The following is a 24957-nucleotide window of genomic DNA, read 5'->3' as shown; positions in this document are numbered from 1 at the left end:
GTCGGTCGGCATCGGTCAACACCAAACGCAAGGAGCTGGTTACCCGGCTCCTGGACGGGCGGTGCGAGTCATGTGGGCGTCTCGACGAGGTGGAGGTCCGCCACGTCGCCAAGCTCGCTGACCTCGGACGTCCACAGGATCGGCCGCCGTGGGCGGATCTGATGGCCGCGCGACGCCGCAAGACCCTCGTGGTCTGCGGAAGTTGCCACGCGGACATCCACCAACGCCGCCCGTGGTGGCGACTCGGGCGACGCTGACCGCCGGGATCCAAGGAACGATAGGTTGTTCCGGCGATGTCAGCCCGCTCGGCGCGGTGGCACCTGACACCGACGGTGAGGCTATCCCGGTCGGTGGCCGAGGGCAGAGCGGCGGGGCGTACCCTATTCTTGTCGGCCAGGACACGGTGTCACGAAGCCAGGACCTGCCAAGCCAGAACGGCGGCGAACGCCAAGAGCCCGATCGCCGCAGCCGTGTCCACCCCGCGATGAAAACGCGGGCCGGTAAAGCGCCCCAACACGGACGCGGCCAGGGACAGCAGCGCGAACCAGGTGAAGGTCCCCACGCCCACACCGGCCAGCATGGTCCACGGGGTGATGGAACCCATGTCGGGTACGGCCGAGGACAGAGCAGCGAAGACCGCCGCCCAGGCCAGGATCGTCAGCGGATTGCTCGCCGTCGCGGCTAACCCCACCACGAACGCTGCTTGGGGCGAGTTGAGTTCCCGGTTGGACCGCTGTTCTGTCGGAGGGGACAGAGCACTGCGCAGGGCGCGCAACGCCAGCACCACCAAGACGAGCACGCCGAGGATCCCGGCCGCCGTTTCCAGGGCTTCCCACGTGGTCAGCAGGGCGGCCACTCCCGCGATGCCCAGGAGTGCGTATCCGGCGTCGACCAGCGCTGCCCCCGCACCGATGGCCAACCCCAGCGCGATGCCGCCACGCAGAACGCTGCGCAGGCACAACAACCAGATCGGGCCGACTTGAGCCGCGACCACGAAACCGAAGCCGAAGCCGGTGACCAGGGCGGTCGTCACGATTCCGATCCTTTTCCAAGGGAGGAGAACGAGTGGACGTGGATGCTCAGTCGAGGCCCACATCGACGACGGTCTTTCCGATGGTGCCCCGTCGACATTCGGGCTTCAGCACCGAGGGAAGCGCGTTCAGGGAAATCCGGTCACCCACCAGGATGCGCATGTTCCCATCCGCCAGTGCGCGCAATGCGCAGCTGATACCGGACCGGACCTCATCCTGTCCTTCCATGACGTTCCCATAGCCCAGTGCCCGGACGTTCCTGCGGTAGAAGGATCGCACATCGAGCTCGGTCTGCGCTGAGGATGAAGCTTCGTAGACGACGAGTGTCCCGTAGGGGGCCAGGAGCTGGGCGGCGGCCGTGGTGTGGCTTCCGCCGAGGGGGTCGAGCACCTCGTTCACCCCCAGTCCCTCCGCGACGGTGATCAGCTCCTCGGGGAACGGGCGATCACGGTCTCGGCGCCCATCTCGGTACGGCGTCAGCCTTGTGCGGGTCACCGGTTTGGCCTCAGACTCTCGCCTCCGCGCTGAGAGCGGGCGACGTCGCGGCCGTGCCCACGCCACCCGTGGTGCCCAGGACCAGGACGCGGTCCTTGAGTCTGACTCCGGCGGGTTCGTGCCCCCACGCGGATCGCGGTCCGACCGCACACGCTCGCGCGGGCCGCCTGAACCGGATCGACGCCTTCGGGTATCCGGACAAGCGAACCGTTCGGGACGACGGCACGTCGGCTCCAGGTCCCGTCACGGGACAGAGCAACGACGTGGCCGTGCACCATGAACAGATCGTCGCCGCGGCGTCTCCACACCCAGTGTGCGAGACACCGGGGCACCGGTCGCCTGACCGGCGAGCACATAGGTGTCCAGGGGGTTGATCGACGCGTACCTCATGTCGATCACCCGGATGAGTGCCTCGACGGCCTCAGGGGAGATGAAGCAGGCTGATTCGTACAGGTTGATGATTCCTCTGCCTTGGGCGAGGCAAGCGGTCTCCGTGACGAACTCGTGCCATACGACCCGATCTTCGCAGGTCCAGGAGATGACCTGAATTCCGTGGCGCTCGGCGATGTCCACCACTTCTTCGGGGGTGCAGTGGAAGACCGCCTCCGGATGCCTTCAGACCCCGCCTCCCGTGCGGCGGGGGCGGCCGGGACCTCGAAGCGGTCGCGGAAGCGGGCACCGACCGCCGCGATGTCCGCGCGGGTCAACGGCCGTGCGCCGGGACGGCGGCCTTGAGCAGCATCTCCTCGTACTCGTCCTCCGGGTCGGAGTCGAGCACGACCGCACCTCCCGCCCCGATCGTGAACTCCCCGTCGGCGCGCACGGCGGCGCGGATGACGATGCTCAGGTCTGCGGTCCCCGAATGGGACAGGTAACCCAGCGCCCCCGAGTACACCCCCCGGGCCGAGGCCTCCAGTTCGTCGATGATCTCCATCGTGCGCGCCTTGGGCGCGCCGGTCATCGACCCGCCCGGGAAGCAGGCGCGCACGGCGTCGAGGGTGCTCACGTCCGGCCGCAGCCGTCCCCGGACGGTGGAGACCAGTTGGTGGACGGTGGCGTAGGACTCGGTGTACATGAACGCGGGCACCTCGACGCTGCCGGCCTCGCACACCCGTCCCAGGTCGTTGCGCAGCAGGTCCACGATCATGAGGTTCTCGGCTCTGGTCTTGGCTCCGGTGCGCAGGTGCTCGGCCGCGCGGCGGTCGGACTCGGGGTCGGGGTGGCGGGGGGCGGTGCCCTTGATCGGACGGCTCTCCGCGAAGCGGTCGTCGTCCACGCGCAGGAAGCGCTCGGGTGAGGCGCTCAGCACGCTGAGGGCGCCCAGCCGCAGGAGGGCGGCGTAGGGGGCGGGGCTGGCGGCGCGCAGCCGCCGGTACACGTCCAGGTCGGGGTCGGCGGAGTCGGGTAGCCGCACCCGGTTGGTCAGGCAGATCTCGTAGCTCTCCCCCTGGGTGAGGTGACCCAGGCACTCTTTGACGTCGGTGACGTAGCCTCCCGGGACCGCTCCAGGTGGGCCTCCAGGTCCACGGGCGGCGCGGCCGGAGCGGGCGGGGGCAGGGTCGGCAGGGCGGTGAGCGTGTCGAGGGTGTTCCGGACCCAGGTCAGGGCGTCGGCGGCGTCGTCGTGCACCAGGTAGGTGCGGTTCTCGGCGTGGTCGACGGCGACGAACCGGTCGCAGCGCATCCACACGGCGTCGGGGGCGGGTGAGGTGTGGGCGGTGACGCCGCCGCAGTCGGCCTTGAGTTCGTAGCCGAAGTAGCCCACGTAGCCGCCGGTGAAGTCGAACGGCAGCCCGGTGGGGGTGGTGCTGCGGGTGCGGCGGTCGAGCGCGTCGAAGACGGTGCCGGGTTCGCGGTGCTCGGCGCCTTCTGCGTCCCGAACCAGGACGGCGCCGTCGCCCACGCGGTAGGCGAGGGTCTCGCCGGTGGCCGCGCCGAGGAAGGAGAAGCGCGCGGGTCCTTCGGGGCGGGAGCTGTCCAACCAGAACGCGTACTCGGCGTCGCCGTAGAGGTGGGCGAAGGCGGCCTCGGCGTCCACGGCGTGGTCGAGGACGTGGGCGCGCGGCGCGGGGCGCTCGGTCGGGGCGGGTCTTCGTTCTGGTGGGGACGGTTGGGCGCGTTCGGGTGCGCGTGTGCCCGCGGCGGCCGTCGCGTGCGGGCGGGCCAGACGGAGGAAGTTCGCGACCAGGTCGGCTCCGGCGTCGCTGGCGACCGACTCGGGGTGGAACTGCACGCCCCAGCGCGGCAGTTCGCGGTGCTCCAGACCCATGACGACGCCGTCCTCGGCCCAGGCGGTGGCGGCGAGGAGGGCGGGGAGCGGTTCGGGGACGGCGAGCGAGTGGTAGCGCACTGCGGTCAGGTCCTGGGGCAACCCCTCGAACAGGCCGCGGCCAGTGTGCCGGACCGTGGTGAGGTGTCCGTGGCGCGGGACGGGCGCGGCGGTGACGTCGGCCCCGGCCAGGTGGGCGATGGCCTGGTGGCCCAGGCACACGCCCAGGACCGGCAGACGGGTCTGGGCGAGCAGTTCGGGAACGCGGCCCAGGTCACGGGCGTTGTGCGGACGGCCGGGGCCCGGGGAGACGACCACGGCGTCGAAGGCGGAGGGGTCCAGGTCGTCCCAGCGGGAGTCGTCGTTCGTGACCACCTCGGGGAACTTCCCCAGGACGCGCGCCAGCAGGTGGGAGACATTGAAGGTGTAGGAGTCGTGGTTGTCCACGAGGAGAACGCGCATCCCGCCCTTTCCTTCCGGATCGCGACTCACCAGGTTACGGCGGTCCCCGGAGCGCTCGACGACGGCCCCGGGCCTGTGGAGCCGTGCGCCGTCGGCGGCCGCGATGGGGTTCGTCAGTAGAAGGGACGAACGCCTGATTTCTTCCGCTCCCGCCGGGGGACGGAGTTCGGTGTCCCCTCCCGTTGCACCTCCCGAGGAGCGTTGATGCTGGGTGTCTCGCACGCCGCGACGGGCTTGTTCGTCGGCGTCCTGACGGGCGCGGCGCTGGGCGCGCACCCCTCGGACGTGTTCGTCTGTGGCGCCGTCGCCGCCGGGGCCGCCCTGCTTCCGGATCTGGACGAGCCGGGCAGCACGGCGGGGCGCTCATTGGGGCCTTCGTCGGAGCTGTGTGCGGTGGGTCTGCGGCGGCTGTCGCGGGCGGTCTACCGCGCGACGGCGGGCCCGTGCGACGCGTTGGGGCCGCGGTCCTCGGTCGAGGGGGCACCGGTTCCGCCCGGCGGACATCGGCACCTGACGCACACGCTCCCCGCGTGCGCGGTGTTCGGTCTGCTGGGGTGGGGTGCGGCCGCGCTGGGCGGGTGGGGACTCGGCGCGGTCGTGTTCGCGATGGCCGCGCTCGGGCTGGGCGCGGTGGGGCGGTCCCTGGGCGGGCCGAGGAAGACCCGACTCCGGCTGGTGGGCGTGCTCTCCGTTCTGGCCGCCGCCACCGCGGTCTACCTTCCGGGCGGGGCGCCGTGGCTGGTCGGGGCGGCCGTGGGCGCGGGCACGGTGACGCACGTGCTCGGGGACTGGCTGACCAGGAGCGGCGTTCCGCTGGCGTGGCCGGTGGTTGTGCGGGGTAAGCGGTGGTGGATGTTCCGGTCCCCGGTGGCGTTCCGCACCGGGGACAGCTGGGTGGAGACCGGAATCCGGTGGGGATGCCTGGCGGGCGCTCCGGCGGTCGTGGTCCTCACCCGGGTGGGATGAGACGTGCGCCCGCATCGGGGGCGTGGGACCGTCGTACGCGTCGCGGCCACGAGTCCCCCTCCCCCAACCCCGGTGCGGTCCTGCGGGCGACCGCCCCTGGGACCGGTCCCCTCCTCGGTCAGGCGTTCTCCTTCGGACGCCAGGTCCGGCCCCGGCCGGCCTTCCTCGGCTTGCCGGGCAGTGGACGGTTTCCCGACGCTCCGGTTCCCGCGTTGTTCGTCTCGGGCCGCGGTTCCGGATCGACCGGAGCCTTCGCCACCTGGAATGACTGGGCCACGTGGGGGGATTTTCCCGGTGACGTGTGCGGTGCGAACCTGGTCGGCGACGGCGGGCGGCCGGGCGCCGCTCTCGTCCGGGTCGGCGCCGGAGCCGCCGCTCTCCCGCGTACGCACCCGAGTCGGCCGCTCTCGCTCGGGGAGCGGGCTGGAGAAGTCCGTCGATCTCATCGCGACTGCCTTCCGCTTGGCAATAAGTGTGAAAGCAATTGGTTTTGAGTTATTTTATAGGATGTTTGAGTGGTAATCGATCCGGGCGCACAACGATCCCCGAATGCGCACGCGGCCAATAATTCAGCGGATCATGGGATGTATTGGCTCGGGCGGGAGCGCGGAACCCGCACTCATCAGTTGGTTCCACCGCCCCGGCGTCCGGTACGCGGCTGCCTCACACCGTGGTGACACGCGGCCCGAGCGCGGCCAACTCCTGTGCCAGGCCGTCCACCAGGCCGGTGTCGGTGATGACGCAGTCGACCTCCTCGACGCAGGCGAAGCGGGCGAAGTGGTCGTTGCCGACCTTGGTGTGGTCGGCCAACAGCACGGTCCGGCGGGCCGAACGGATCATCGCACGCTTGACCTGGGCCTCCGAGGGGTCGGGGGTGGTGAGGCCGCGTTCGGCGGACACCCCGTCCGTGGCGATGAACGCCACGTCGACGTAGGTCTCCTCCAGAGCCTGGAGCGCCCAGGCGTCGACGGTCGCCTGGGTGCGTGTGCGCAGTCGTCCGCCGAGCAGCATGAGATTGATGTTGGCGCGGGGAAGAAGGGTCAGCGCGATCGGCGCGGAGTTGGTGACGACCGTGAGTTCGCGGTCCGCGGGGATCTGCTCGGCGAGCCGCCCGGTGGTGGAGCCGGCGTCGAGGAGGATGGCGCCCTCCGTGGGCAGCTCGGCCAGAGCCGCCCTGGCGATCCGCTCCTTCTCCTTGGTCATGACCGTGTCGCGCTGGGTCAGGGTCGCTCGAAGCCGAGCCGTTCGACGGGGATCGCTCCCCCGTGGACCCGGCGCAGGATCCCGTGTCGCTCCAGAGCCGTCAGGTCGCGCCGGATCGTCTCGTAGGTGACGTCGTACTCGGCGGCGAGCTTGGCGACGTCCACCCGCCCCTCCCGGCGCGCACGCTCAAGGATGAGCCGCTGGCGCTCTTCGGCGTACATGTGGGATCACCTGTGCCTCGCTGTGGCAGTCGTTGGCGCCGTGGGCGGCGACGTGCCTCGGAAGTCAATCATATGGTCGCGCTTCCGTGCGGCGGCGCGTGCGGTCCGGCTCCCGCACGTTCCACTTCACGTCCACGACCCTGACCGCCTGCGCGACTGCGACATCTCCTCGTGCACGGGCGACGGGCTCTCGGTCCACAACCAGGGCGAGGCGAGCGTGCTGCGCTCGCGCGTCTGCAACGGTAGGCGCAACGGCGTGCTGGTGGCCGCGGGCGGGGCCGCCTCGCTGCGGCGGTGCGAGATGTTCGGCAACGCCCGCTACGCGCGCCAGGTCATGGAACGTATGATCACCCGGCAGGCCGGACGCCTGGTCGGCGTCGGCGACGCCACCGGCGAGGACTTCACCGCGCTGCTGGTGGAGGACATCCCCTGACGGGGGCGCGGCCCCGGTCGAGGCCCGGAGGTGGTCGAGGAGTCCGCGCGGGAACTCGGTCTCACCGCTTCCCGTCCGAGGCGGCGACCGACCGGGAAACGGCCAGCGCGTACAAGACTTGGGCCGTGATTTTGGCGCGTTCGACGGATGCGCTCGGTCCGAGCCACACTCCAGGATCGTCACCGTGACGACTTTCCACTCTCTGGCCGACAAGGCCCTCCGACGTGAGACGCCCACCCGCGACGAACTCCGCCAGGTCCTGAGCGGATCCGACGACGACCTGATGGACCTCGTCGCCGCCGCGTTCCGGGTCCGCCTTCGGTACTTCGGCCGCCGGGTCAAGCTCAACTACCTCGTGAACATGAAGAGTGGACTGTGCCCGGAGGACTGCTTCTACTGCTCCCAGCGGCTCGGCTCCGACGCGGGCACCCTCAAGTACACCTGGCTCAAGCCCGACCAGACCCGTGAGGCGGTCTCCGCCGGGGTCCGGGCCGGTGCCACCCGGGTGTGCCTCGTCGCCAGCGGGCGCGGCCCCACCGACCGCGACGTCGACCGCCTGGCCCCCACCATCTCCGACATCAAGTCCGAGTTCCCCGGCGTCGAGGTGTGCGCCTGCCTGGGGCTGCTTTCCGAGGGACAGGCCGACCGCCTGCGCGACGCGGGCACGGACGCCTACAACCACAACCTCAACACCTCCGAGGAACGCTACGCCGACATCTGCACCACCCACGAGTTCTCCGACCGGGTGGAGACCGTCGAACAGGCCAAGCACGCGGGGCTTTCCCCCTGTTCGGGCCTGATCGCGGGGATGAAGGAGAGCGACGACGACCTCATCGACGCCCTCCTGGCCCTGCGCGGGCTGGAGCCCGACTCGGTGCCGGTCAACTTCCTCATGCCCTTCGAGGGCACCCCCCTGGAGGGCACCTGGGAGCTCACCCCCCAGCGGTGCCTGCGCATCGTGGCCGCCGCCCGCTTCGTCTTCCCCGACGTCGAGGTGCGCCTGGCCGGAGGACGCGAGATCCACCTGCGCTCCCTCCAACCCCTGGCACTGCACATCGCCAACTCGATCTTCCTGGGCGACTACCTCACCAGTGAGGGTCAGGCCGGCCAAGCCGACCGGCAGATGATCGAGGACGCCGGGTTCGAGATCCAGGGCGCCGGCGAGCCGACGCTGCCCAACGAGCGCCACGACCTGCTCAAGGCGCGCCGGCGAGGCGCCGGAACCGCTCTTCCGCCCAACGCCTGAGCTACTGGCGCGCCCGGGTCCGGCACCGCCGGACCGGCTACTGCGGCTGGCCGCTCCAGACCGGCGCCTGCTGGTAGTGCTGGGCCGCCTCCTCCTCGACCGCGTCCTCCTGACGGTCGCGCACGCACTTGGCCAGCGTGAAGGTCGAGGTGATCACGAACAGCACGCTCATGCCGAGGAAGGCGCGCATCCACAGGTCGACTGGCAGGTAGACGATGCCGACGGCCGCTCCGACGGTGGACACAGCGAAGGCGATGACCGACTGGAGGTAGAACTGGGACGTGGACCGGGGACGTGTGTTGGGGGTGTTCATGGGTCCATCGTGGCGCGGTCGCCGCGGCGGCACCTGAGTACGCCTACTCAATCCGCCGCGGGCGCTCACCCGTCCCGGTAGGCGCTGGTCTGCATCCGCCACGGCTCCCGGGCATGGTCGCAGGAGTCCATGAGCTCCTCGTAGGCGCCCCGCGAGAACGACTCGTCCAGCGTCGTCCTCCACCCGTGCGGCAGACCCCCACGACGGCGTCCGCGTGGCCGGCCGGGGCGGTGCGGTCGAATCGGTCGCGGTCCACCGGGCCGCCCATGACGACGTTGGCGCGCCGTCATCGGCCAGTGGACGCGGTCGGCCCGCCACCCGACCCGCTGGGGATCACCGAACCGCCCCGCCCCGACGGGCGTAGGAGCATCGCGGGGACGGGTCACCCCCGGAACTGGGACCGATGAGGTCGTCCCGTGCTGAGGCCGACCGCAGGCCGACATCGGTGGCCAGCACCATCGCCACGGGCGCGCGCCGTGGCTAACCTTCCACGAATGACCAGCCCACACCCCCTCCCCGGCCTTCCTCGCCGCGTCCCCCGTCCGCCGCACGCCGCGATGCGCGTCGCCGTGGTCCTGGCGGCCGTCATCGCCGTGCTCATTCCGACCACCGCGACCGCGGCGGGCGACGACGGCACCGGCGCTCCCCCGGCGCTGACGTCCGCCGCGATCGACGCCCTCGTGCACCGGCACCAGGAGGCGTCGGGCACTCCCGGGATCGCCGTGGCCGTCACCCAGGGCACACGCGTGGTGCACGCACGGGGCTACGGCACCACGCCCTCAGGTCAACCCGTCACCGCCCGCACCCCGATGGCGCTGGCCTCGGTCAGCAAGTCCTTCACCGCGATGGCTGTCCTCCAGCTGGTCGAATCCGGCGACGTGGACCTCGACGAGCCCGTGGTGGCCTATCTGCCCGAGTTCACCATGGCCGACCCCCGGGCCGCGCGAATCACCGTGCGCCAACTCCTCGACCAGACCTCGGGGATGTCCGACACCACGTTCCCCGCCTTCACGCGCGACCAACCGGACACCCTGCGCGAGGCCGTGGCGAGCATGCGCACCGGACGGCTGGCCGCCGACCCCGGCACGCGCCACGAGTACCACAACCCCAACTTCCAGGTCGCCGCACGGCTGGTCGAGGTCGTCACCGGCCGACCGTTCGCCGAGCGGCTCCAGGACTCCGTCCTCGACCCGCTCGGGATGCACGACAGCACCACGCTCGACACCGAACGCGACCTTCCCGCCAGCGCGCACGGACACCTCAAACTCCTCGGGCGCCCGGTGGCGCGCCCGAACCACCCGCCTTCGGGAACGGCTCCGGCGGCATGGTCGGCACCGCCGAGGACATGGGAGCCTGGTTGGTCGCGCAGAACAACGGCGGCCGCGGCCCCGACGGAACCCGCATCGCCTCACCCCGGACCCTCGCCCTGGCGCACAGCCCCTCACCCGCGTCCGGCTCCTACGCCCTGGGCTGGTCGGTGGGCCAGACCCCGTCGGGCGCGCCGATCGTCGAACACGGCGGTGACCTGTTCACGTCCACCGCCTACCAGGCGCTCCTTCCCGAAACCGGGCACGGAGTGGCGGTGATGGCCAACACCGGCATGGCCTACGGGGACGCCCAGGCCGTCGCCGACGCGCTGATCGCCCTGCTGGAGGGTGAACCTTCCGCACCCGTGGTGGGAACGGCGCTGGCGTGGGCGGACGCGGTCCTGCTCCTCCTGACCGCGCTCACCGCCGCGGCGACCTGGCGTGGCGTGCGCCGTTCCCGTCACTGGGCCCGACGAGGCGCGGAGCGGCCCAGCGTCGCCGTGATGAGGCTGCTGCCGCTGGCCCCGCCGATCCTGCTGTTGGCCGCGGTCCACAGGATCGTCGGCTTCCTCTACCGGGGCCGCGACGTCGCCTGGATCCAGGTGTCCTACCTCTACCCGACCCTCATGACCCTCCTGGCCGTCGCCGCACTGGGATGCGCTCTCCTGGCCGTCGTGCGTGTCGTCGCCCTGGTCCGCGAGCGTGGGCGGACCGGGCACGGATAGCGCCGCGGCCCGGATCACCGTCGTCCACGCCTCTTCCCCGCGGCCGGAGGAAACGCCGGGAACGGGATCGTCGGTGCCGCCCGACCCTACTCGCCGGCGGTGCGCGAGCGCCCCGGTTCCCGCGGGCGCCCCACCAGGGCCAAGCCGATCTGGGGGAACACCAGCACCGAGACCCCGCCCGCGCAGACCAGAGCCGCCGCGTGTGCCGAGTCCATGTCACCGGCCCGGGTTCCGATCGTGGTCAGGACCACCAGAAGCGGCAACGCCGTCGACGCGAACAGCCCCAGGGCCAGACCCTCGTGGCGGCTGAGTCCGTTGCTGCACAGCAACCACACGGGAAGACCCCGCACCAGGAGGAACAGGACCAGGAACATCGGCGCCGTCGCCGCCGCGCCCCAGTCCGACACCAGCGCCTCCAGGTCGAACCGGACCCCGGTCACCACGAAGAACATCGGGATGAACAGGCCGTAGGACACGGCCATCAAGCGCGTCTCGACCTGCTCAACCTCTCCGGGATGGTTGGTGACCAGCATGGTCCGGACGACGATCCCCGCGGCGAAGGACCCCAGTACGCTGTCCAGGCCCAACTCGGTGGACACCCACAGCATGAACACCACGATCAACAGGCACAACCGGACCGCCATCTGGACACTGGTCGCCAGCGTCACGCGGACCAGCCGCTGGATCCGTGCTGGGGTCCCCCGGCTCGTCCGCCAGACCGCCAGCGCGGCCACGGCGAAGAAGACCAGCAACAGGAGCGACCCGGTCAGGGGACGGTAGCCGCTGAGCAGCAGCGAGATCACGACGATCGGCGCGAACTCCCCCCACGTCCCGGAGGCCAGTACACGCGCTCCCAGCCCCGTGCCGAGCACTCCGGAGTCGCGCAGGACCGGCAGCACGGTCCCCAACGCCGTGGTCGTCAGTGCGAGCCCGATGATCAGCATCGCGTGCGACCAACCGACCATCAGCCACGCCGTGCCCAGCCCCAGGCCGAGGGCGACGGCCCACGCCGTACCGGCCCGGTTCAGCGTCCCCCGCGTCACCCTGGTCACGTCGACCTCGTAACCGGCCATGAACATCAACAGGGCCAGACCCATATTCGAGGCGGCCGTGACGACCGCGGTGTCCTCGACCAGCCCCAACCCCGACGGACCGACGAGGACGCCCAGGGAGATCTCCAACACCACCCCGGGCAGGATCACCCAGCGGGCGAGGACGTCCACCGCCAGCGGCGCCGCCACCGCGGCGGTCAAGATGACCAGGATCGGGGTCAGGGTCTCGGGCTCCACCGGTCCCGCCTTTCCGCGGCGCGCTCCGCCACCTGGCCATCCTGGCGAACGAGCGCACCGAACCGGTGGAGCCGCGCCCGGACGCCGCGTCCGCCCTATCGCTCCTGGTGAAGAGCCACCTTCTCGCGGGCGTCGGCCATGTCCTCACCGGTGGGGGCGTCGTCCTGGGTCAGGGTCCGCCGCCAGTACCCGGTGAAGTCGATGTCCTTCCTGGGCACGCCACGGTCCTGGACCAGGTGGCGGCGCAGGGCGCGCACCATGCCCGCCTCCCCCGCGATCCACGCGCCCACCCTGCCCGGGGGCAGGTCGGCGGCGCGCACGGCCTCCAGCAGCCGGTCCCCGTGGGCGGCCTCCCCGCGGTGGACCCACCGCACGTCCACGTCGGCGCGGGTGGGCAGGGGCAGCTCCTCCCCCGCGTCGCGGACCTCCGCCAGGACGAGGGCGCGCCGCCCCTCCGGAAGGCTCTCCAGCAGAGTGCCGATGGCGGGCAGGGCGGTCTCGTCGCCGGCCAGCAGCAGATTGTCGGGGGTGGCGGTGTCGAAGGGCAGGGAGTACTCGGGAGAGGGGCCGACCATGCCCAGGACCGCGCCCGGCCGGACCCGGCGCGCCCAGCTGGTGGCGGGCCCGTCATCGCCGTGCACGACGAAGTCGATGTCGACGGTCCCGAGGTCGGGGTCGTGGCCGCGCAGGGTGAAGGCGCGCATCCAGGGGCGCTCGTCTTCGGGCAGGGCCGTGTAGGCCTGGTACCACGACATGAGGTCGCCGTCGGCCTCGGGCATGCGGGGCCGCTCCTGGCCCTCGCGGGGAAAGTAGAGCCTGACCTGCTGGTCGGGCCCGCCCAGGAAGGCGGAGGTCAGATCCTCCCCGGTGAAGGTCACGCGCACCATGTGCGGGGTGAGGCGGAGCGACGAGCTGACACGAAGGTGACGGACGGGCGATCTCTGGCTCACCAAAACTCCTAAGAATAGCTGCTCGCCCTGGTTCTCTCAAGGGCGAAACTCAAGTTCTAGCAAGCCTTCTCGCGAAAATGTCAAATGGAAAAGGGCATCAATTTCTGTGGTGTGCGTCACGTGTCCTGGGGGCGGTCGGGCCGGAACTCCGCAAGCTCGAACCCCGGGTCCTCGCCCATCGCCAATTGGGCGGCGACCAGCCCCTGGTAGGGCCCGAGCGTCAGCCCCTCCGCTCCCAACCCCGTGGCGACCACGACCCCCGGCAGCCGCTCGACCCGCCCCAGCAGTTGGCGGCCGTCGTGCGTGCCCGGCCGGAAACCCACCCGAGTCTCCACGACCGAGGACTCGGCCAATCCCGGCAGGACCTGCACCGCCGTGGACAGGTTGTGCAGCAACCCGCTCGCGGTCACCCGACGGTCGAACCCCGCGTCGGGCTCGACCGTCCCGCCCGTCACCACCCGGTCGGGGCCGAACGCGCACACGTAGTACTCGCGTTCCCCGAAGCGCACCACCGGCCAAGAGCGGGTGTCGCGCCCCGGCAGCGCGAAGTGCGTCATCTGTCCGCGCACCGGGAACACCGGCAGCTCCACCCCCGCCGTCGTGAGCAGCCGCGCCGACCACGCCCCCGCCGCGACGACGACCACGTCGGCCTCCAGCTCCTCGCCGCCCACGAGCACCCCGGTCACACGGCGCCCGTTCCACGCCAGGCGGGCGTCGCCCTTGTGGTACCGCAGCCCCCGCTCCTCGGCGGCGTTGAACAGCGCGGTGCGCGCCCGACGGCCGTCCACACGCGCCATCCCCTCCACGTACACACCCCCGTAGTCCTGGGGCACCAGCGGGAACCGGCGGGTCGCCTCACCCGGAGACAGCCGTTCCACCCGTCCCATGGTGGCGAACTCCGGCCGTTGCGCCAGGGAGCGCATCAGGTCGTACCCGGCGTCGTCCCCCTCCCGGTCCACCGACATCCCGCCGACCGTCTCGTAGCCGGTCGCCTGCCCGTCCTCGGCCAGCTCGGCCATCAGCCCCGGGTAGTGCGCGGCCGCCCGTGCCTTGAACGCCCACGTGCCCGGCGTGTCCCAGGGGAACGGCCAAGGGAACACCACCCCGGTTCCGGCCGAGGTGGCCTGCCCCGGGTGCGAGGCGTCCACCAGCGCGGTGGACACTCCCTTCCTGGCCAGGTGGAAGGCCGCGCTCATCCCCACGATGCCGCCGCCGACAACGATCACGTCCATGTGTCCACCCTGCCGCGCGGGCGGGTCCCGGACAAGACGGACGACCCGCGTGCCGCGTACGGGGAGCGGGGCGGACCGCGGGGTACGTTGAGCTCTCCCGCACCCCGTCACCGCATCCCGGGAGACCACGTGGACGGACACACCAGCCCCGGTCTGGCGCTCACCCGCAGGCCCAGCCCCCGCATGGAACGGGGCATCCTCACCCACGTGTCCCGCTCGTCGGTGGATCCCGTGCTGGCCATGCGCCAGTTCGTGATCTACCAGGAGGCCCTGGCCTCGGCGGGTTGGCGGGTGGTCGAGGTCGATCCAGCGCCGGACCTGCCCGACTCCGTGTTCGTCGAGGACACCGTGGTGGTCTGCGGGGACCTGGCGGTGCTGGCCCGGCCCGGGGCCGAGCAGCGCCGCGGCGAGGTCGAGGGCGTGGAGGCGACGGTCCGGTCGCTCGGTCTTCGGCTCGCGCGGGTGGAGTCCCCGGGCACGTTGGACGGCGGCGACGTGCTCCAGGTGGGCGAGACCGTGTACGTGGGGGTGGGCGGCCGGACCAACGCCGAGGGAGCCGGCCAGCTGGCGCGGCTGCTCAAACCGCTGGGGCGCGAGGTCCGCCGGGTCGGGCTGGGTGCGGTCCTGCACCTGAAGTCGGCGGTGACCGCGCTGCCGGACGGGACGCTGGTCGGTCTGCCCGACCTGGTGGACGCCGGGGCCCTGCCGCCGGTCCGCCGCGCCTCCGAGGAGCCCGGGGCGCACGTCCTTCCCCTGAGCGGGAAAGACGTGCTGGTCAGCGCCGCGGCGCACGCGACCGTCCACGAACTGGCCGCCGACCACTGGCGGGTCCTGCCGGTGGACGTCTCGGAGTTCGAGAAGATGGAGGGCTGCGTCACCTGCCTGAGCGTGCTCGTCCCGGGGCGGTGAGCCCGGCGGCGAGCCTCGGGTCCTCGCGCCGGGCCGCCGCGCGCGCGGACCCGAGGGGTCAGGCGGCGTCGTCGAGCGCCGACCGCACGTGCCGCCGGGCCTGCTCGTAGGTCAGACCGTGCTCGGCCACCACCGCGGCCATGGGTTCGGGGAGTCCCTGACGCAGCAGCGCCAGCAGGATGTGGCCCGAGCCGATCGCCTTGTGCCTGAGGGCCAGGCACTCACGCAGGCTCAACTCCAGGACCTTCTTGGCCCCGGGATCGAAGGCGCCGCCGAACCGCCCCCGCTTGCGGGAACGCGGCGCCGAGGGGTCCGGGCGCAGCGCGTCCGGGCCGAAGGACTCCTCGATCCTTCGGAAGACCGCGTCGGTGTCCACACCCACGGAGCGCAGGGCGGCGGTCTCGTCGTCGGTGAGCCCGGCGGGCCCGTCCTGGCGTCCGCCTCCCCCCAGGGCGTCGCGGGTGAGGCCGTGGTCGGCCAGGATCCGCGCCCCGGTGCCGTCGGGGTCGTCCGCGAGGGCGAGCATCAGGTGCCCGGGGCCGACCCTGCCCTCGCCCCGGTCGGTCGCCGACGCGACGGAACCACGGACGATCTCCCGTGCCTCCTTGGTGAAACGCTCGAACATCGTCTCCTCCTACTCGTGGGTGCGGCGTGCGTGCTTTTGGTGGACCGCCTGGCGTGTGACCCCCAGCACGTCGGCGATGGCCTGCCACGACCACTTCTGGCGCGGGCGTCGCGGACGTGCAGCGCCTCCATGTGGTCGGCGAGCTTGCGCAGCGCCGCGACGGCTCTCAGTCCGGTCTCCGGGTCGATGGGGTCGGTTCTCTCAGCCACAGTGTCAAGATAAATTGACAGGCATCGTCTGTCAATAAAACTGACAACCCACGGTCCCACGTCACCGAGCCTGGAGAACCGGCGGAACCACCGAACGACGTCCTCCACTGGCAAGGCCGACAACGACGACACGGAGGTGGAGCGCTGAGCGCGGTCACCCCGATCCGCAGCGGGAGCCTGACCGAACACGTGCACCACGCCCACGCGGCCACGGCCCCCACGACCGCACGCGTGGTGTGGACCGCCGGAGCCCGCCCCCTCGGCGAGAGCGGCGCCACCGTCGCCGTGTCGAGGCGGTCGCCGTCGTCGTGTGAGCCGCCGCCCAGGGCGGGGCACACCCGGACGGACCCGCGGAACGGGGCCCGGCGCAGGACGGCCTCTGTCCTCCAGCCCTGGCAGACTGCGTGTGTCCGCCCAGGGAACGCCCGCGCCGCCGGGCCTCCCGCAGCCCCGCCCGAGAGGAACCGCGATGAAGGCGACCTCGACCCGCCTGCTACGCCTGCTGTCCCTGCTCCAGACGCGCAGGGAGTGGCCGGGCGCGATCTCGCCGACCGGCTCGACGTCAGCGCGCGCACGATCCGCCGCGACGTGGACCGCCTGCGCGAACTCGGCTACCCCATCCAGGCGACCATGGGCACCGGAGGCGGCTACCAGCTCGGCGCGGGCGCCGCGCTGCCGCCCCTGCTGCTGGACGACGACGAGGCCGTGGCCGTGGCCGTGGGGCTGCGCACGGCCGCCCAGGGCGGGGTGTCGGGCATCGAGGAGACCTCCGTCCGCGCCCTGGCCAAACTCCTTCAGGTACTGCCCTCCCGTCTGCGCCGCAGAGTCGACGCCCTGGGCGCCTTCACCGTCCCCATGCCCTCCGGCGGGCCCACCGTCGACGCCGACACCCTCGCCCTGGTCGCCTCCGCCTGCCGCGACAGCGAACGGCTCAGGTTCGACTACGAACGCCACGACGGCAGTCCCTCCCGCCGTACCGTCGAACCGCTGCGCCTCGCCGCTCGGGGGCACCGCTGGTACCTGGTGGCCTGGGACAACGACCGCGACGACTGGCGCACGTTCCGCGTCGACCGGATGCGGCCGCTGACGCCCACCGGGCCGCGCGTGCCGCCCCGCGACCCCCCGGAACAGGGCGTGGCCGCCTACCTGGCCGAGCGGATGGACCTGCACATGTGGCCGCACCGGGCGCGGATCCGCCTGTCCGTGTCCGCCGAGGAGGCCCGGCGTCGCGCGGACGACTGGTTCGGCTCCATCGAGCCGGTGGACGACACCAGCTGCGTCCTGGAGTGCGCCGGGCACTCCTACCTCCAGATGGCCTGCTATCTGGGCATGCTCGACATCGACATGGAGGTCGAGGAGCCCGACGAGCTGCGCGAGCACATGGCCCGCCTGGCCACCCGCCTCCACCGCGCCGCCCGACGCTGATCCGCGCCGCACTTGGCGAAATGACCCCACACGCGTCCACCGGTCCGCTACGTTAGGGAGTCTCCTGAATCCGAAGAGTAACGAAAGTAGGGCTGTGCGTGTCCATCCAACTCCAGGGCCCCGAACTCCGGGACCTCAGCTGCCCGCCGACCGTCCGCGACCTGAGCCCCGGCTACCGCGTGGCACTCTGGGACCGCACTGACGCCCTCTGCGCCCGCAGCCGCGACCGCCTGCACGCCACCCTGCGCGGACTGGCCGAACGCGCCTTCGGCGCCGACCACTCCGGCTACTGGCACACCCGCGTCCAGTCCGGGTTCTTCGACCAGATCACCACCCTGGCGCTCGTCCTGGGCCCCGACGGCTCCCCCGTCGGCTGGGGCGGCTACCACCGGCTCCGGCTGGCCGCACGCCGCTCCCTGTACCTCGACGCCGCCGGCGTGGTCCCCGCCCACCGCCGGTTCGGCCTGTCCACGGCGCTGATGACCCACTTCCTCGCCCGCGAGGTCCTCGCCCACCCCCTGTCGAACACCTACGTGGTCCTGCGCACCCGCCACCCGGCCGTCTACGCGGGCTGGCGCAAGGGTGTCGGGGCGCACCGCGTCTTCCCCAACGGTGACCGGTCCCTGCCCGGCCTGGTCCGGCGCCTGGCCGGGGAGGCAGCCGACTGGTTGGGCGACGGTCCGCGCCTGCACCCCGACACCCTGGTCGTCCGCGACGCCTACCGCATGTTCGACGGTGACATCTACGGGATCCGGCCGCGCTGCGGCGACACCGGCATCGACGGCTACTTCGACGACGCGGTCGCCCCCGGGACGCGGTCCTGGTCGTGGCGCGCACCAACGTCCGCGTGCTCGCCCGCATCGCCGCCGCCCGCCACGTCCGCGCGCGCCTTCGCCACCACCCGAAGGTCCCGCACCCCGAACGGCGCACGCCCGAGTCCGCAACCCCCACCGGCGCGGGGGCGTCGGGGCTCCTCTGAGACGCCCTCACCGCCCGGCCGACGCGCCGTCGGCCGCGTCGTGCGCCAAGACGCCGACGTCGCGGACCAGATCCATGAGCCGGGCCAGGCGCAGGCTCTCCGACCACGGCATGTCCGGGCTCTCGGACAGGCCCTCGGCCACGCACCGCGCCACCTCCTCGGCCTCGTGCACGTACCCGTTGCCGCGGTAGGGCCGGTCGAAGGCCCACGGCTCACGGCCGTCGCGGTGCAGCACCACCCCGGTCGGCGCCCACGCGCGCTCCATCTCCAGCCACCCCTCGGCGCCCACCAGCACCGCACGGTTGGGCAGAGCCGACCGCGACGCGCAGCCCAGCGTCCCCGACACCCCGTCGCGCCCCCGGACCAGGACGCTCGTGTGCGTGTCCACCATCCGGTCCGGCGACAGCCGCCGGGTCGCCCCCACCACCGTGAGCTCCCCCAGGAAGTCACCGGCCAACGCCAGCGGGTACACGCCCAGGTCGAGCAGCGCGCCGCCGCCCAGGTCGGCGTTGAACAGCCGGTGGTCGGGGTCGAAGGGCACGTTGATGCCGAACTCCGCCGACAGCGAGCGCAGCGGCCCGATCGCGCCGTCGGCCACCAACTCACGCGCCAGGCGGTAGGCGGGCAGGTAACGCGTCCACATCGCCTCCATCAGGAAGCGGCCGTTCGACCGCGCCGCCGCCGTCATCTCGGCCACCTGCAGGGCGTTGAGCGCCATCGGCTTCTCCACCAGCACGTGCTTGCCCGCGTTCAGACACATCAGCGTGTGCGGATGGTGCCACGGATGCGGAGTGGCCACGTACACCACGTCCACGTCCGAGCTGTGGGCCAGGTCCTCGTAACCCCCGTGACTGCGGGGGATCCCCCACACCGCGGCGAACTCCCGGGCCCGCTCCGCCGAACGCGAGGCCACCGCCGTGACCCGCGCCGTCGGCGTGGCCCGCAGCGCCTCGACCAAGGAGTGGGCGATCCCACCGGTTCCGATCACGCCCCAACGCGTTGCACCGTCTGCCATACCGGAATCCTAGAAAGCCGGCCGTGCCGTGGTCGACCGGGGGACGCCGCTCGGTGTCTGTACTCCCTGCACTGCATGTACTAGGTCAACTTTGCGTACGACTGCGAACATGCCTACCATCGCCTCAGAGCCACCCGGAGGAGACGCCGTGCCCGCCCCTACCCGCGCCCAGAAACAGCCTTTCGTCGGACGTCAGACGTGGACACGCGCCAGCATCCTCGCTGACCAGGTCGGGCTGTCCACCGCGCGCATCCTCGAATTCCTCTTGAACGCCTACGCCAGCGGTCAGATCACCACCGACCACCTCGCCGACACCAGCCCCAACGCCGACCGTGAACAGATCGGCATGCGCCTGTCAGCGGACACCTGGAGACGCGCCGACGACCAACGCAGGACCGACGGCGTCCGCAGCATGTCCGCCCTCGTCGACAAGCTCCTGGTCGCCTACGCCGAAGGACGCGTCCAGGTCGGCGTCACCGTCCGCCCCCTCACCACCACGCCGCATAGGAGGGGAACCCATGACCGTCACCGACCGCTGCCCCCCGCCACCCGCCATTGACCCCGACCTCTTCGCACGGCTGGCCGCACAGGCATACGAAGACGACGGCACCATCCTCGAATTCATCCACGGAAGGGTCTGGGTCCACCGAGTGACCGACAGCGACCACAGCCAGATCATGGCGTGGATGTTCCGCCAGTGTCTGATCCAGCGCGCTGACTGTGACCTACTCCAAGGCCAGGGACTGAAAGTCGAGACCTACCGCAAGGGGCAGGCCTTGCCCGACGGGGTCCTGGTACCCCGAGGAAACTTCAAAGGCCACCGGGACTATCCCGACCCCGACGGTGTTCTCGCCGTCGTCGAGGTGACCTCGTGGGATTCGGACACCAAAGCCCGCGACCGCGTGGAGAAGCCCGCAGCCTACGCGGAAAGCGGCATCCCGGCGTACGTGTGCGTCGATCGCACGATGAACGCCGTGGTCGTCTACTCCCGCCCCCTGGGCGGTGAGTACCTGGAATGCAACGCCCACCCCTACGGCGAACAGGTTGCCGTCCCCGGCACCGGGGTCACCCTGGACACCGACGAACTCAAGCAGTTCGCCCGCTGACACCGGTCATCCCACCGCCCCCGCGTCCAGCCGACGCGGAGGCGACGCCTTGCCCGGACCCGATCGCGCCTCGTCGCACCGCACCGTCCGCTGTGCAGGAACTCTAAAAACCCGGTCATGTCGTGGTCGACCGGCGGATGCCGCTCGGAATCGGCGCGCCGGAACCGTACGGTGTCGGGAGGGTCGCGGGATCGCTCGCGCGGGACACCGAACGGAGGGGGAATGTCGGACACGCTCGCCCGGAGACTGGGGGTGCTGCCCGGGGACCGGCTGCTCGTCCTCACGCCCCCGAACGCTACCTGCGCCTGCTGGAGCCGCCGCGGGACATCCACATCGACCTGGGCCCCATCGAGGGCGCCGACTACGACGACATCCACCTGTTCGCCCTGGACCGCGGCACCGTCCGCCGCGAGGCCCCCTCCGCGCTCGACCTGGCCGGGCCGCGCACCCGGCTGTGGATGTGCTTTCCCCAACGCGGCGGCACCATCATCACGGACCTGACCGCGGACCAGGGGTGGGAGCCGCTGCACGAGGCCGGATGGCACGGCGCCGCCCAGGTCCGGATCGACTCGGACTGGGCGGCGCTGCGCTTCGAACGCTGACTCACAGCCCCTGGACGCTCACCGACCCGCTGACCGTGTTCACATCGATGCGCGCCTGGGCGTCGACGGAGATGTCCACCCCGATGTCACGCCCGCCCGACGTCGACTCCCCGGTCACCGCGTAGACGCCCTCCGGGACGCGCACGCGGACCGTGCCGCTGGTCGAGTCCACCGACAACCAGTCGAACGCGTCCTCGGTGGCGACCTCGACCGAGCCCGAGGTGGTCGACACCTCAGCCGAGGTGAAGCCCCCGCCCACGACGACCGGCCCACTGGTGGAGGCCGCGTTCACCACCCTCGCGGCGAAGTTGGACACCTCGACGGTCCCGGAGACCGACTGGGCGCTCAGTGACTCCCCCGCCCCGGATGCCAGGACGCGGCCCGAGGCGGTCTCGGCCTCGACCGACCCCTCCACCCCCGACAGCTCCAGACCGCCAGAGGTCGAGGAGGCCGCCACGTCCCCGACGTTGCCGTTCACCACCACGTTGCCGCTGGTGCTGGACAGGTCCAGCAGGCCGTCGACGTTCTCCACCCGGATCCGGCCGCTGACGGTGCTCACCGTCACCTCGGTCCCCTCCGGCACGGTCACGTCGTAGTCCACCGCGCAGTCACCGCCCAGGAACCACACGCCCTCGCCCTCGCACTCGGCCTCGACGAGGGTGCCGCCGTCCTCGGTGACGTACTCCTCGGGCTCCTGGAACGGCCCCGAACGCAGCGTTCGCTCCAGGACCACCTCGTCCCCGGATCCCGCGACGACGGTCACGTCGCCCGCGGTGTCGTTGTCGATCCCCAGGAGCGCGGCCGCCTCGAAGGTGTCGTCGCGCCGTTCACTGTCCACGCTCACGTTGCTCAGCACCCACACCACGGTGACACCGATCACCGCCATCACGAGCACGGCGCCCAACAGCATCCACGGGCCCGCGCGGAACCCGCCCGGCTCCTTGCTCGACGAGGCGTACAGGCCCCTGCCCTTGAATGTCACATCGAATTCCTTCCCGGAAGACCGGAGCCTTCCTGTCATCGCCCGCGTCAGGCCCGTTCGGCCCCGCGCAGGTACCGCAGGACCGCCTGGACCCTGCGGTGGTCGTGGTCGTCCTGGCCCAGGTCGAGCTTGGTGAAGATCGAGCGGATGTGCTTCTCGACCGCGCGGTCGGTCACGGTCAGCCGCGCCGCGATTCCCGCGTTGTTGAGCCCCTCCGCCATGACCCCGAGCACCTCGGTCTCCCTGGGGGTGAGCCGCTCCAGGGCGCTGTCGCGGCGACGGCTGAGCAGTTGGGAGACCACCTCGGGGTCGATCGCAGCTCCCCCCTCGGCCACCCGCCGCATCACGGTCAGGAACTCCTCGATGTCGGCGACCCGGTCCTTGAGCAGGTATCCGACCCTGGTGGCGCCTCCGCCCAGCAGATCGGCCGCGTACCGGCTGACCACGTGCTGCGACAGCAGGAGCACGGCCACCTGCGGGTGGGCGCGGCGGATGCGCACACCCGCCTCGATGCCCTCCTCGGAGTAGGCGGGCGGCATGCGGATGTCCACCAGGCACAGGTCGACGTCGGGGTGGGCGTCCACCGAGGCCAGCAGGCGTCGGCGTCGCCCACCTGGTCGACGACCACCACACCCGAGTCCTCCAGCAGCCGGGCCATGCCGGTGCGCAGCAGGACCGAGTCCTCGGCGATGATGACCCTCGGGCCCGCCGGGGACCCGCCCGTACCGGACGTGTCGTGCACGTTCACGCCTCCCATGGGATGTCGGCGGCCAGGGTCGTGCCCTCACCGGCCGGACTGCGTACGGTCAGTGTTCCGTCGACGGCGTCCACCCGGTCCCACAGCCCGTACAGACCGGTTCCGGCCTCGGGGTCGGCGCCACCGGAGCCGTCGTCGCAGACGGTGATCCGCACCAGGCCGCCGTCCCGGTCGGTCGGACGTCCCACGCGGTGGGCGGACACCGTGACCCGGGTGGCCGAGGCGTGCTTGGCGACGTTCGTCAACGCCTCGCACACGACGTGGTAGGCCACGCCCTCAGCCCGGGCTGAGGGCCGCCCGTCCAACACCACGTCGACCTCGACCGGGACCGGCGAGCGACCGGCCGCCACCGGCAGCGCCGAGGCGAGGCCGTGGTCGGTCAGCACACGGGGGTGCAGGCCGCGGGCCACCTGCCGCAGGTCCTCCATGACCTCCTTGGACTCCCGCTGCGCGTCGGTGATCAGGATCCGTGCGCGCTCGGGGTCGCGCGCCAACTGCGTACGGGCGCGGGTCAGGGTCATGGACAGCGCGAGCAGCCGTTGCTGGGCGCCGTCGTGCAGGTCCCGTTCGATGCGGCGCCGCTCGGCCTCGGCCGCGTCGACCATGCGCAGACGGCTGTCCTGGACGTGCAGCAGACGGCGCCGGACACGGACCTCGGGCGCGTCGAAGTGCAGGGCGCGCTGGAGCATGACCTCGGTGGCCACGAGATAGGGTGCCAGGCGCAGGCCGAGCAGGGCCGCCAGCGGACCCGCGACGACCACGACCAGCAGTCCGGCGACCGCGCTCGGCGCCCCCATGACCAGCGCGTACATCACCCCGAGGAGCGCGCCCATCGCGCTGGCCCCGCCGCACACCACCAGGGCCACGGCCAACCCCCCCGACAGCAGGGCGTGCACGCCGGCCACGGCGCTGCGCGCCACGTGCGCCCAGGCGTCGCGCCCGAACAGGAACCGCCATCCCCGACCCGGGCGGCCGCCCGGCGCCAGGGGGTCGGGCGGTTGGGTCTCCACGATCCCGAACACCGAGCCCAGACGGTCGCGCTGCACCCGGCAGGCCAGCCGCGCCAGGAGGGTGGCCGCCACCGGCGAAGCGAGGAGGAACAGCGTGTCCGCGACGATCCGGGTGACGCCGGCCGGTCGGGGCGAGGTCGGGCGCCCAGGGCAGGATGAGGGTGAGGCCGATCCAGGTGGCCGACATCAGGAGCAGCAGGCCCGGCAGCAGGTAGAGCACGGCCAGCGTGAGGGAGGTCATCAGGTGCAGGACGGCCACCAGCCGGACGCGCCAGGTGTCGCCGTAGGCCTCGGCGACCCGGGCCAGGTTCGCCCGGGCGGAGTGCAGGGGTCCGCCCTCTCGGTCCGCGGCGTCGGTGGGGAGGTCATGGCCGGTCACAAGCACCAGCCTAGTCATCGCGGGATCCGCGCGGCGAGGCGATCAGCACGTGTGGTCGGGGTGGTGCCAGCACCACTGTCAGGGGAAGGGGAAGGCGTGGCACACGTTCGGGTGCGGCCGGTTCTGGCCGACGTGGGACGGATCAACATGCTGTTCGGGCTGGAGGGGGAGCCGCCCGGACGGCGGTGGCGCACCCTGGACGGGGGCGGCGCCCCGACGCCGATCGCGCGGGAGGTCGACCGGGTCCGGGGACAGCTCGCGGTGCTGTCCCACCAGGCCCCGGGGACGTGGAGTGGCGCGTGGCGGCCTCCATTTTCCACCAGGGCCTGGCCGCGCGTCTGCTGTCGCCGGTGGTGGCCGCGGGTGTGTGCCACGGCGCGCTGCTGGACGCCGCGCGGTTCCACTACGATCCCGAGCGAGAGGGGCCGGTCGTCCTGCGCACGACCCAGGAGTACGCCGCCACCGCCTCGCGGCAGGCGGTGGCGGACTGGGTGGAGGAGACCGTCGTCAGCGGCGTCATGGAGCGCGTCGCGCGCGTTCTGTGCCGGATCGGGAAGGTGTCGCCGGGGCTGCTGCGCGGCAACACGGCCGCAGCCCTGGCCGGGGCGGTCCGGTCCCTGGGCGCGGACCGCCCCGAAGCCCGCCCGGCGGCCGAGACGTTGGCGCGTGCGCTCCTGGAGCGCCCCGCCCTGTCCGGGACCGGCGGCTACGCGGGCGCGGACGACCAGGGGCTGGCGGTGTTCGAACGCACGACGTGCTGTCTGTACTACCGGCTGCCGGGTCAGGGGATGTGCGGTGACTGCGCGCTGCGCCGCTGA

General features: G+C 72.0%; 17 protein-coding genes and 11 pseudogenes. 13 read left to right on the top strand and 15 right to left on the bottom strand.

Going from position 1 to position 24957, the window contains the following annotated elements; genetic code table 11:
* Positions 1 to 257 (top strand): annotated as a pseudogene (locus tag BJF83_RS29185) (hypothetical protein); the annotation flags it as partial.
* 149 nt (positions 258 to 406) lie between these two features.
* Here the strand turns inward: BJF83_RS29185 and BJF83_RS13950 are convergent.
* The 4 genes and pseudogenes from BJF83_RS13950 to pabB all read right to left on the bottom strand — a co-directional run bounded on the left by BJF83_RS13950 (position 407) and on the right by pabB (position 4256).
* The gene (locus BJF83_RS13950; RefSeq protein WP_158070370.1) at positions 407 to 1033 is read right to left on the bottom strand and encodes a LysE family transporter; all 627 of its coding nucleotides are present in this window, start codon (positions 1031 to 1033) and stop codon (positions 407 to 409) included.
* 46 nt (positions 1034 to 1079) lie between these two features.
* Positions 1080 to 1430 carry a hypothetical protein gene (locus BJF83_RS13945; protein WP_143831888.1) on the bottom strand — a complete coding sequence of 117 codons (351 nt, stop codon included), beginning with the start codon at positions 1428 to 1430 and terminating at the stop codon, positions 1080 to 1082.
* Positions 1431 to 1769: 339 nt separating this feature from the next.
* Positions 1770 to 2099: a hypothetical protein gene (locus tag BJF83_RS27910; RefSeq protein WP_187347147.1), complete on the bottom strand. Its 330-nt coding sequence runs from the start codon at positions 2097 to 2099 to the stop codon at positions 1770 to 1772.
* Positions 2100 to 2229: 130 nt separating this feature from the next.
* Positions 2230 to 4256 (bottom strand): annotated as a pseudogene (gene pabB, locus BJF83_RS13935) (aminodeoxychorismate synthase component I).
* 204 nt (positions 4257 to 4460) lie between these two features.
* Between pabB and BJF83_RS13930 the strand changes: the two are divergent.
* The gene (locus BJF83_RS13930; protein ID WP_075926633.1) at positions 4461 to 5222 is read left to right on the top strand and encodes a metal-dependent hydrolase; all 762 of its coding nucleotides are present in this window, start codon (positions 4461 to 4463) and stop codon (positions 5220 to 5222) included.
* Between the two features lie 663 nt (positions 5223 to 5885).
* Here the strand turns inward: BJF83_RS13930 and BJF83_RS13925 are convergent.
* Positions 5886 to 6646: pseudogene (locus BJF83_RS13925) on the bottom strand (DeoR/GlpR family DNA-binding transcription regulator).
* Between the two features lie 148 nt (positions 6647 to 6794).
* Here BJF83_RS13925 and BJF83_RS29180 point away from each other — a divergent pair.
* Positions 6795 to 7079: pseudogene (locus BJF83_RS29180) on the top strand (hypothetical protein); the annotation flags it as partial.
* Positions 7080 to 7263: 184 nt separating this feature from the next.
* Positions 7264 to 8325 (top strand): biotin synthase BioB, encoded by a 1062-nt coding sequence (bioB, locus tag BJF83_RS13915; RefSeq protein WP_075926631.1) that lies wholly within the window; start codon positions 7264 to 7266, stop codon positions 8323 to 8325.
* 37 nt (positions 8326 to 8362) lie between these two features.
* Here the strand turns inward: bioB and BJF83_RS13910 are convergent, their stop codons facing one another.
* Entirely contained in the window at positions 8363 to 8638 is a 276-nt protein-coding gene (locus BJF83_RS13910) for a YiaA/YiaB family inner membrane protein (protein WP_075926630.1), read from the bottom strand.
* A gap of 494 nt (positions 8639 to 9132) precedes the next feature.
* On the opposite strand from BJF83_RS13910, the pseudogene BJF83_RS13905 reads away from it, so the two are divergent.
* Positions 9133 to 10196: pseudogene (locus BJF83_RS13905) on the top strand (serine hydrolase domain-containing protein); the annotation flags it as partial.
* Between the two features lie 27 nt (positions 10197 to 10223).
* On the top strand, positions 10224 to 10670 hold the full coding sequence (locus BJF83_RS29175; RefSeq protein ID WP_262391539.1) for a hypothetical protein: 447 nt from the start codon (positions 10224 to 10226) through the stop codon (positions 10668 to 10670).
* Positions 10671 to 10756: 86 nt separating this feature from the next.
* Here the strand turns inward: BJF83_RS29175 and BJF83_RS13900 are convergent, their stop codons facing one another.
* The 3 genes from BJF83_RS13900 to BJF83_RS13890 all read right to left on the bottom strand — a co-directional run bounded on the left by BJF83_RS13900 (position 10757) and on the right by BJF83_RS13890 (position 14141).
* Complete coding sequence (locus tag BJF83_RS13900; protein WP_075926629.1) at positions 10757 to 11959, bottom strand: cation:proton antiporter; 1203 nt, start codon at positions 11957 to 11959, stop codon at positions 10757 to 10759.
* 95 nt (positions 11960 to 12054) lie between these two features.
* Positions 12055 to 12909 carry a siderophore-interacting protein gene (locus BJF83_RS13895; RefSeq protein WP_075926644.1) on the bottom strand — a complete coding sequence of 285 codons (855 nt, stop codon included), beginning with the start codon at positions 12907 to 12909 and terminating at the stop codon, positions 12055 to 12057.
* A gap of 116 nt (positions 12910 to 13025) precedes the next feature.
* Positions 13026 to 14141, bottom strand: a complete 1116-nt coding sequence (locus tag BJF83_RS13890; RefSeq protein WP_075926628.1) for an FAD-binding oxidoreductase — start codon at positions 14139 to 14141, stop codon at positions 13026 to 13028.
* 129 nt (positions 14142 to 14270) lie between these two features.
* Here BJF83_RS13890 and ddaH point away from each other — a divergent pair, with 129 nt between their 5' ends.
* Positions 14271 to 15050 (top strand): dimethylargininase, encoded by a 780-nt coding sequence (gene ddaH / locus BJF83_RS13885; protein WP_075926643.1) that lies wholly within the window; start codon positions 14271 to 14273, stop codon positions 15048 to 15050.
* 58 nt (positions 15051 to 15108) lie between these two features.
* Here the strand turns inward: ddaH and BJF83_RS13880 are convergent, their stop codons facing one another.
* Positions 15109 to 15675 carry a Clp protease N-terminal domain-containing protein gene (locus BJF83_RS13880; RefSeq protein WP_075926627.1) on the bottom strand — a complete coding sequence of 189 codons (567 nt, stop codon included), beginning with the start codon at positions 15673 to 15675 and terminating at the stop codon, positions 15109 to 15111.
* Between the two features lie 9 nt (positions 15676 to 15684).
* Positions 15685 to 15899 (bottom strand): annotated as a pseudogene (locus BJF83_RS29170) (helix-turn-helix domain-containing protein).
* 454 nt (positions 15900 to 16353) lie between these two features.
* On the opposite strand from BJF83_RS29170, the pseudogene BJF83_RS13870 reads away from it, so the two are divergent.
* Positions 16354 to 17309 (top strand): annotated as a pseudogene (locus BJF83_RS13870) (helix-turn-helix transcriptional regulator).
* A 104-nt stretch (positions 17310 to 17413) separates the two neighbouring features.
* A pseudogene (locus tag BJF83_RS13865) lies at positions 17414 to 18288 on the top strand (GNAT family N-acetyltransferase).
* A 7-nt stretch (positions 18289 to 18295) separates the two neighbouring features.
* On the opposite strand, the gene BJF83_RS13860 reads toward BJF83_RS13865, so the two are convergent.
* Positions 18296 to 19303, bottom strand: coding sequence for a Gfo/Idh/MocA family protein (locus BJF83_RS13860; protein WP_075926626.1), 1008 nt, complete (start codon positions 19301 to 19303; stop codon positions 18296 to 18298).
* Positions 19304 to 19451: 148 nt separating this feature from the next.
* Here BJF83_RS13860 and BJF83_RS13855 point away from each other — a divergent pair, with 148 nt between their 5' ends.
* From BJF83_RS13855 to BJF83_RS13845, 3 genes and pseudogenes are all read left to right on the top strand, one after another.
* Positions 19452 to 19862, top strand: a complete 411-nt coding sequence (locus BJF83_RS13855; protein WP_075926625.1) for a hypothetical protein — start codon at positions 19452 to 19454, stop codon at positions 19860 to 19862.
* Entirely contained in the window at positions 19822 to 20409 is a 588-nt protein-coding gene (locus BJF83_RS13850) for a Uma2 family endonuclease (RefSeq protein ID WP_075926624.1), read from the top strand. Before BJF83_RS13855 ends, BJF83_RS13850 begins: the two co-directional genes overlap by 41 nt.
* A 222-nt stretch (positions 20410 to 20631) precedes the next feature.
* Positions 20632 to 21011 (top strand): annotated as a pseudogene (locus BJF83_RS13845) (hypothetical protein).
* A gap of 1 nt (position 21012) precedes the next feature.
* Here BJF83_RS13845 and BJF83_RS13840 read toward each other — a convergent pair.
* From BJF83_RS13840 to BJF83_RS13830, 3 genes and pseudogenes are all read right to left on the bottom strand, one after another.
* Complete coding sequence (locus BJF83_RS13840) at positions 21013 to 21993, bottom strand: DUF4097 family beta strand repeat-containing protein (RefSeq protein WP_083678529.1); 981 nt, start codon at positions 21991 to 21993, stop codon at positions 21013 to 21015.
* Between the two features lie 47 nt (positions 21994 to 22040).
* Positions 22041 to 22750: pseudogene (locus BJF83_RS13835) on the bottom strand (response regulator).
* Positions 22738 to 24001 (bottom strand): annotated as a pseudogene (locus BJF83_RS13830) (sensor histidine kinase). Before BJF83_RS13830 ends, BJF83_RS13835 begins: the two co-directional pseudogenes overlap by 13 nt.
* 437 nt (positions 24002 to 24438) lie before the next feature.
* Here BJF83_RS13830 and BJF83_RS13825 point away from each other — a divergent pair.
* Positions 24439 to 24957, top strand: a complete 519-nt coding sequence (locus tag BJF83_RS13825; protein WP_262391537.1) for a (2Fe-2S)-binding protein — start codon at positions 24439 to 24441, stop codon at positions 24955 to 24957.

Source organism: Nocardiopsis sp. CNR-923 (genome assembly GCF_001942255.1).
GTDB lineage: Bacteria > Actinomycetota > Actinomycetes > Streptosporangiales > Streptosporangiaceae > Nocardiopsis.
This window is presented reverse-complemented; position numbering and strand designations above follow the sequence as displayed.

Bases quoted from the DNA above. Each gene is read 5' to 3' on its own strand.
- BJF83_RS13930 (WP_075926633.1), top strand. From the start codon at position 4,461: ATGCTGGGTGTCTCGCACGCCGCGACGGGCTTGTTCGTCGGCGTCCTG.
- BJF83_RS29175 (WP_262391539.1), top strand. From the start codon at position 10,224: ATGGCCAACACCGGCATGGCCTACGGGGACGCCCAGGCCGTCGCCGAC.
- BJF83_RS13890 (WP_075926628.1), bottom strand. From the start codon at position 14,141: ATGGACGTGATCGTTGTCGGCGGCGGCATCGTGGGGATGAGCGCGGCC.
- BJF83_RS13910 (WP_075926630.1), bottom strand. From the start codon at position 8,638: ATGAACACCCCCAACACACGTCCCCGGTCCACGTCCCAGTTCTACCTC.
- BJF83_RS13850 (WP_075926624.1), top strand. From the start codon at position 19,822: ATGACCGTCACCGACCGCTGCCCCCCGCCACCCGCCATTGACCCCGAC.
- BJF83_RS13860 (WP_075926626.1), bottom strand. From the start codon at position 19,303: ATGGCAGACGGTGCAACGCGTTGGGGCGTGATCGGAACCGGTGGGATC.
- BJF83_RS13880 (WP_075926627.1), bottom strand. From the start codon at position 15,675: ATGTTCGAGCGTTTCACCAAGGAGGCACGGGAGATCGTCCGTGGTTCC.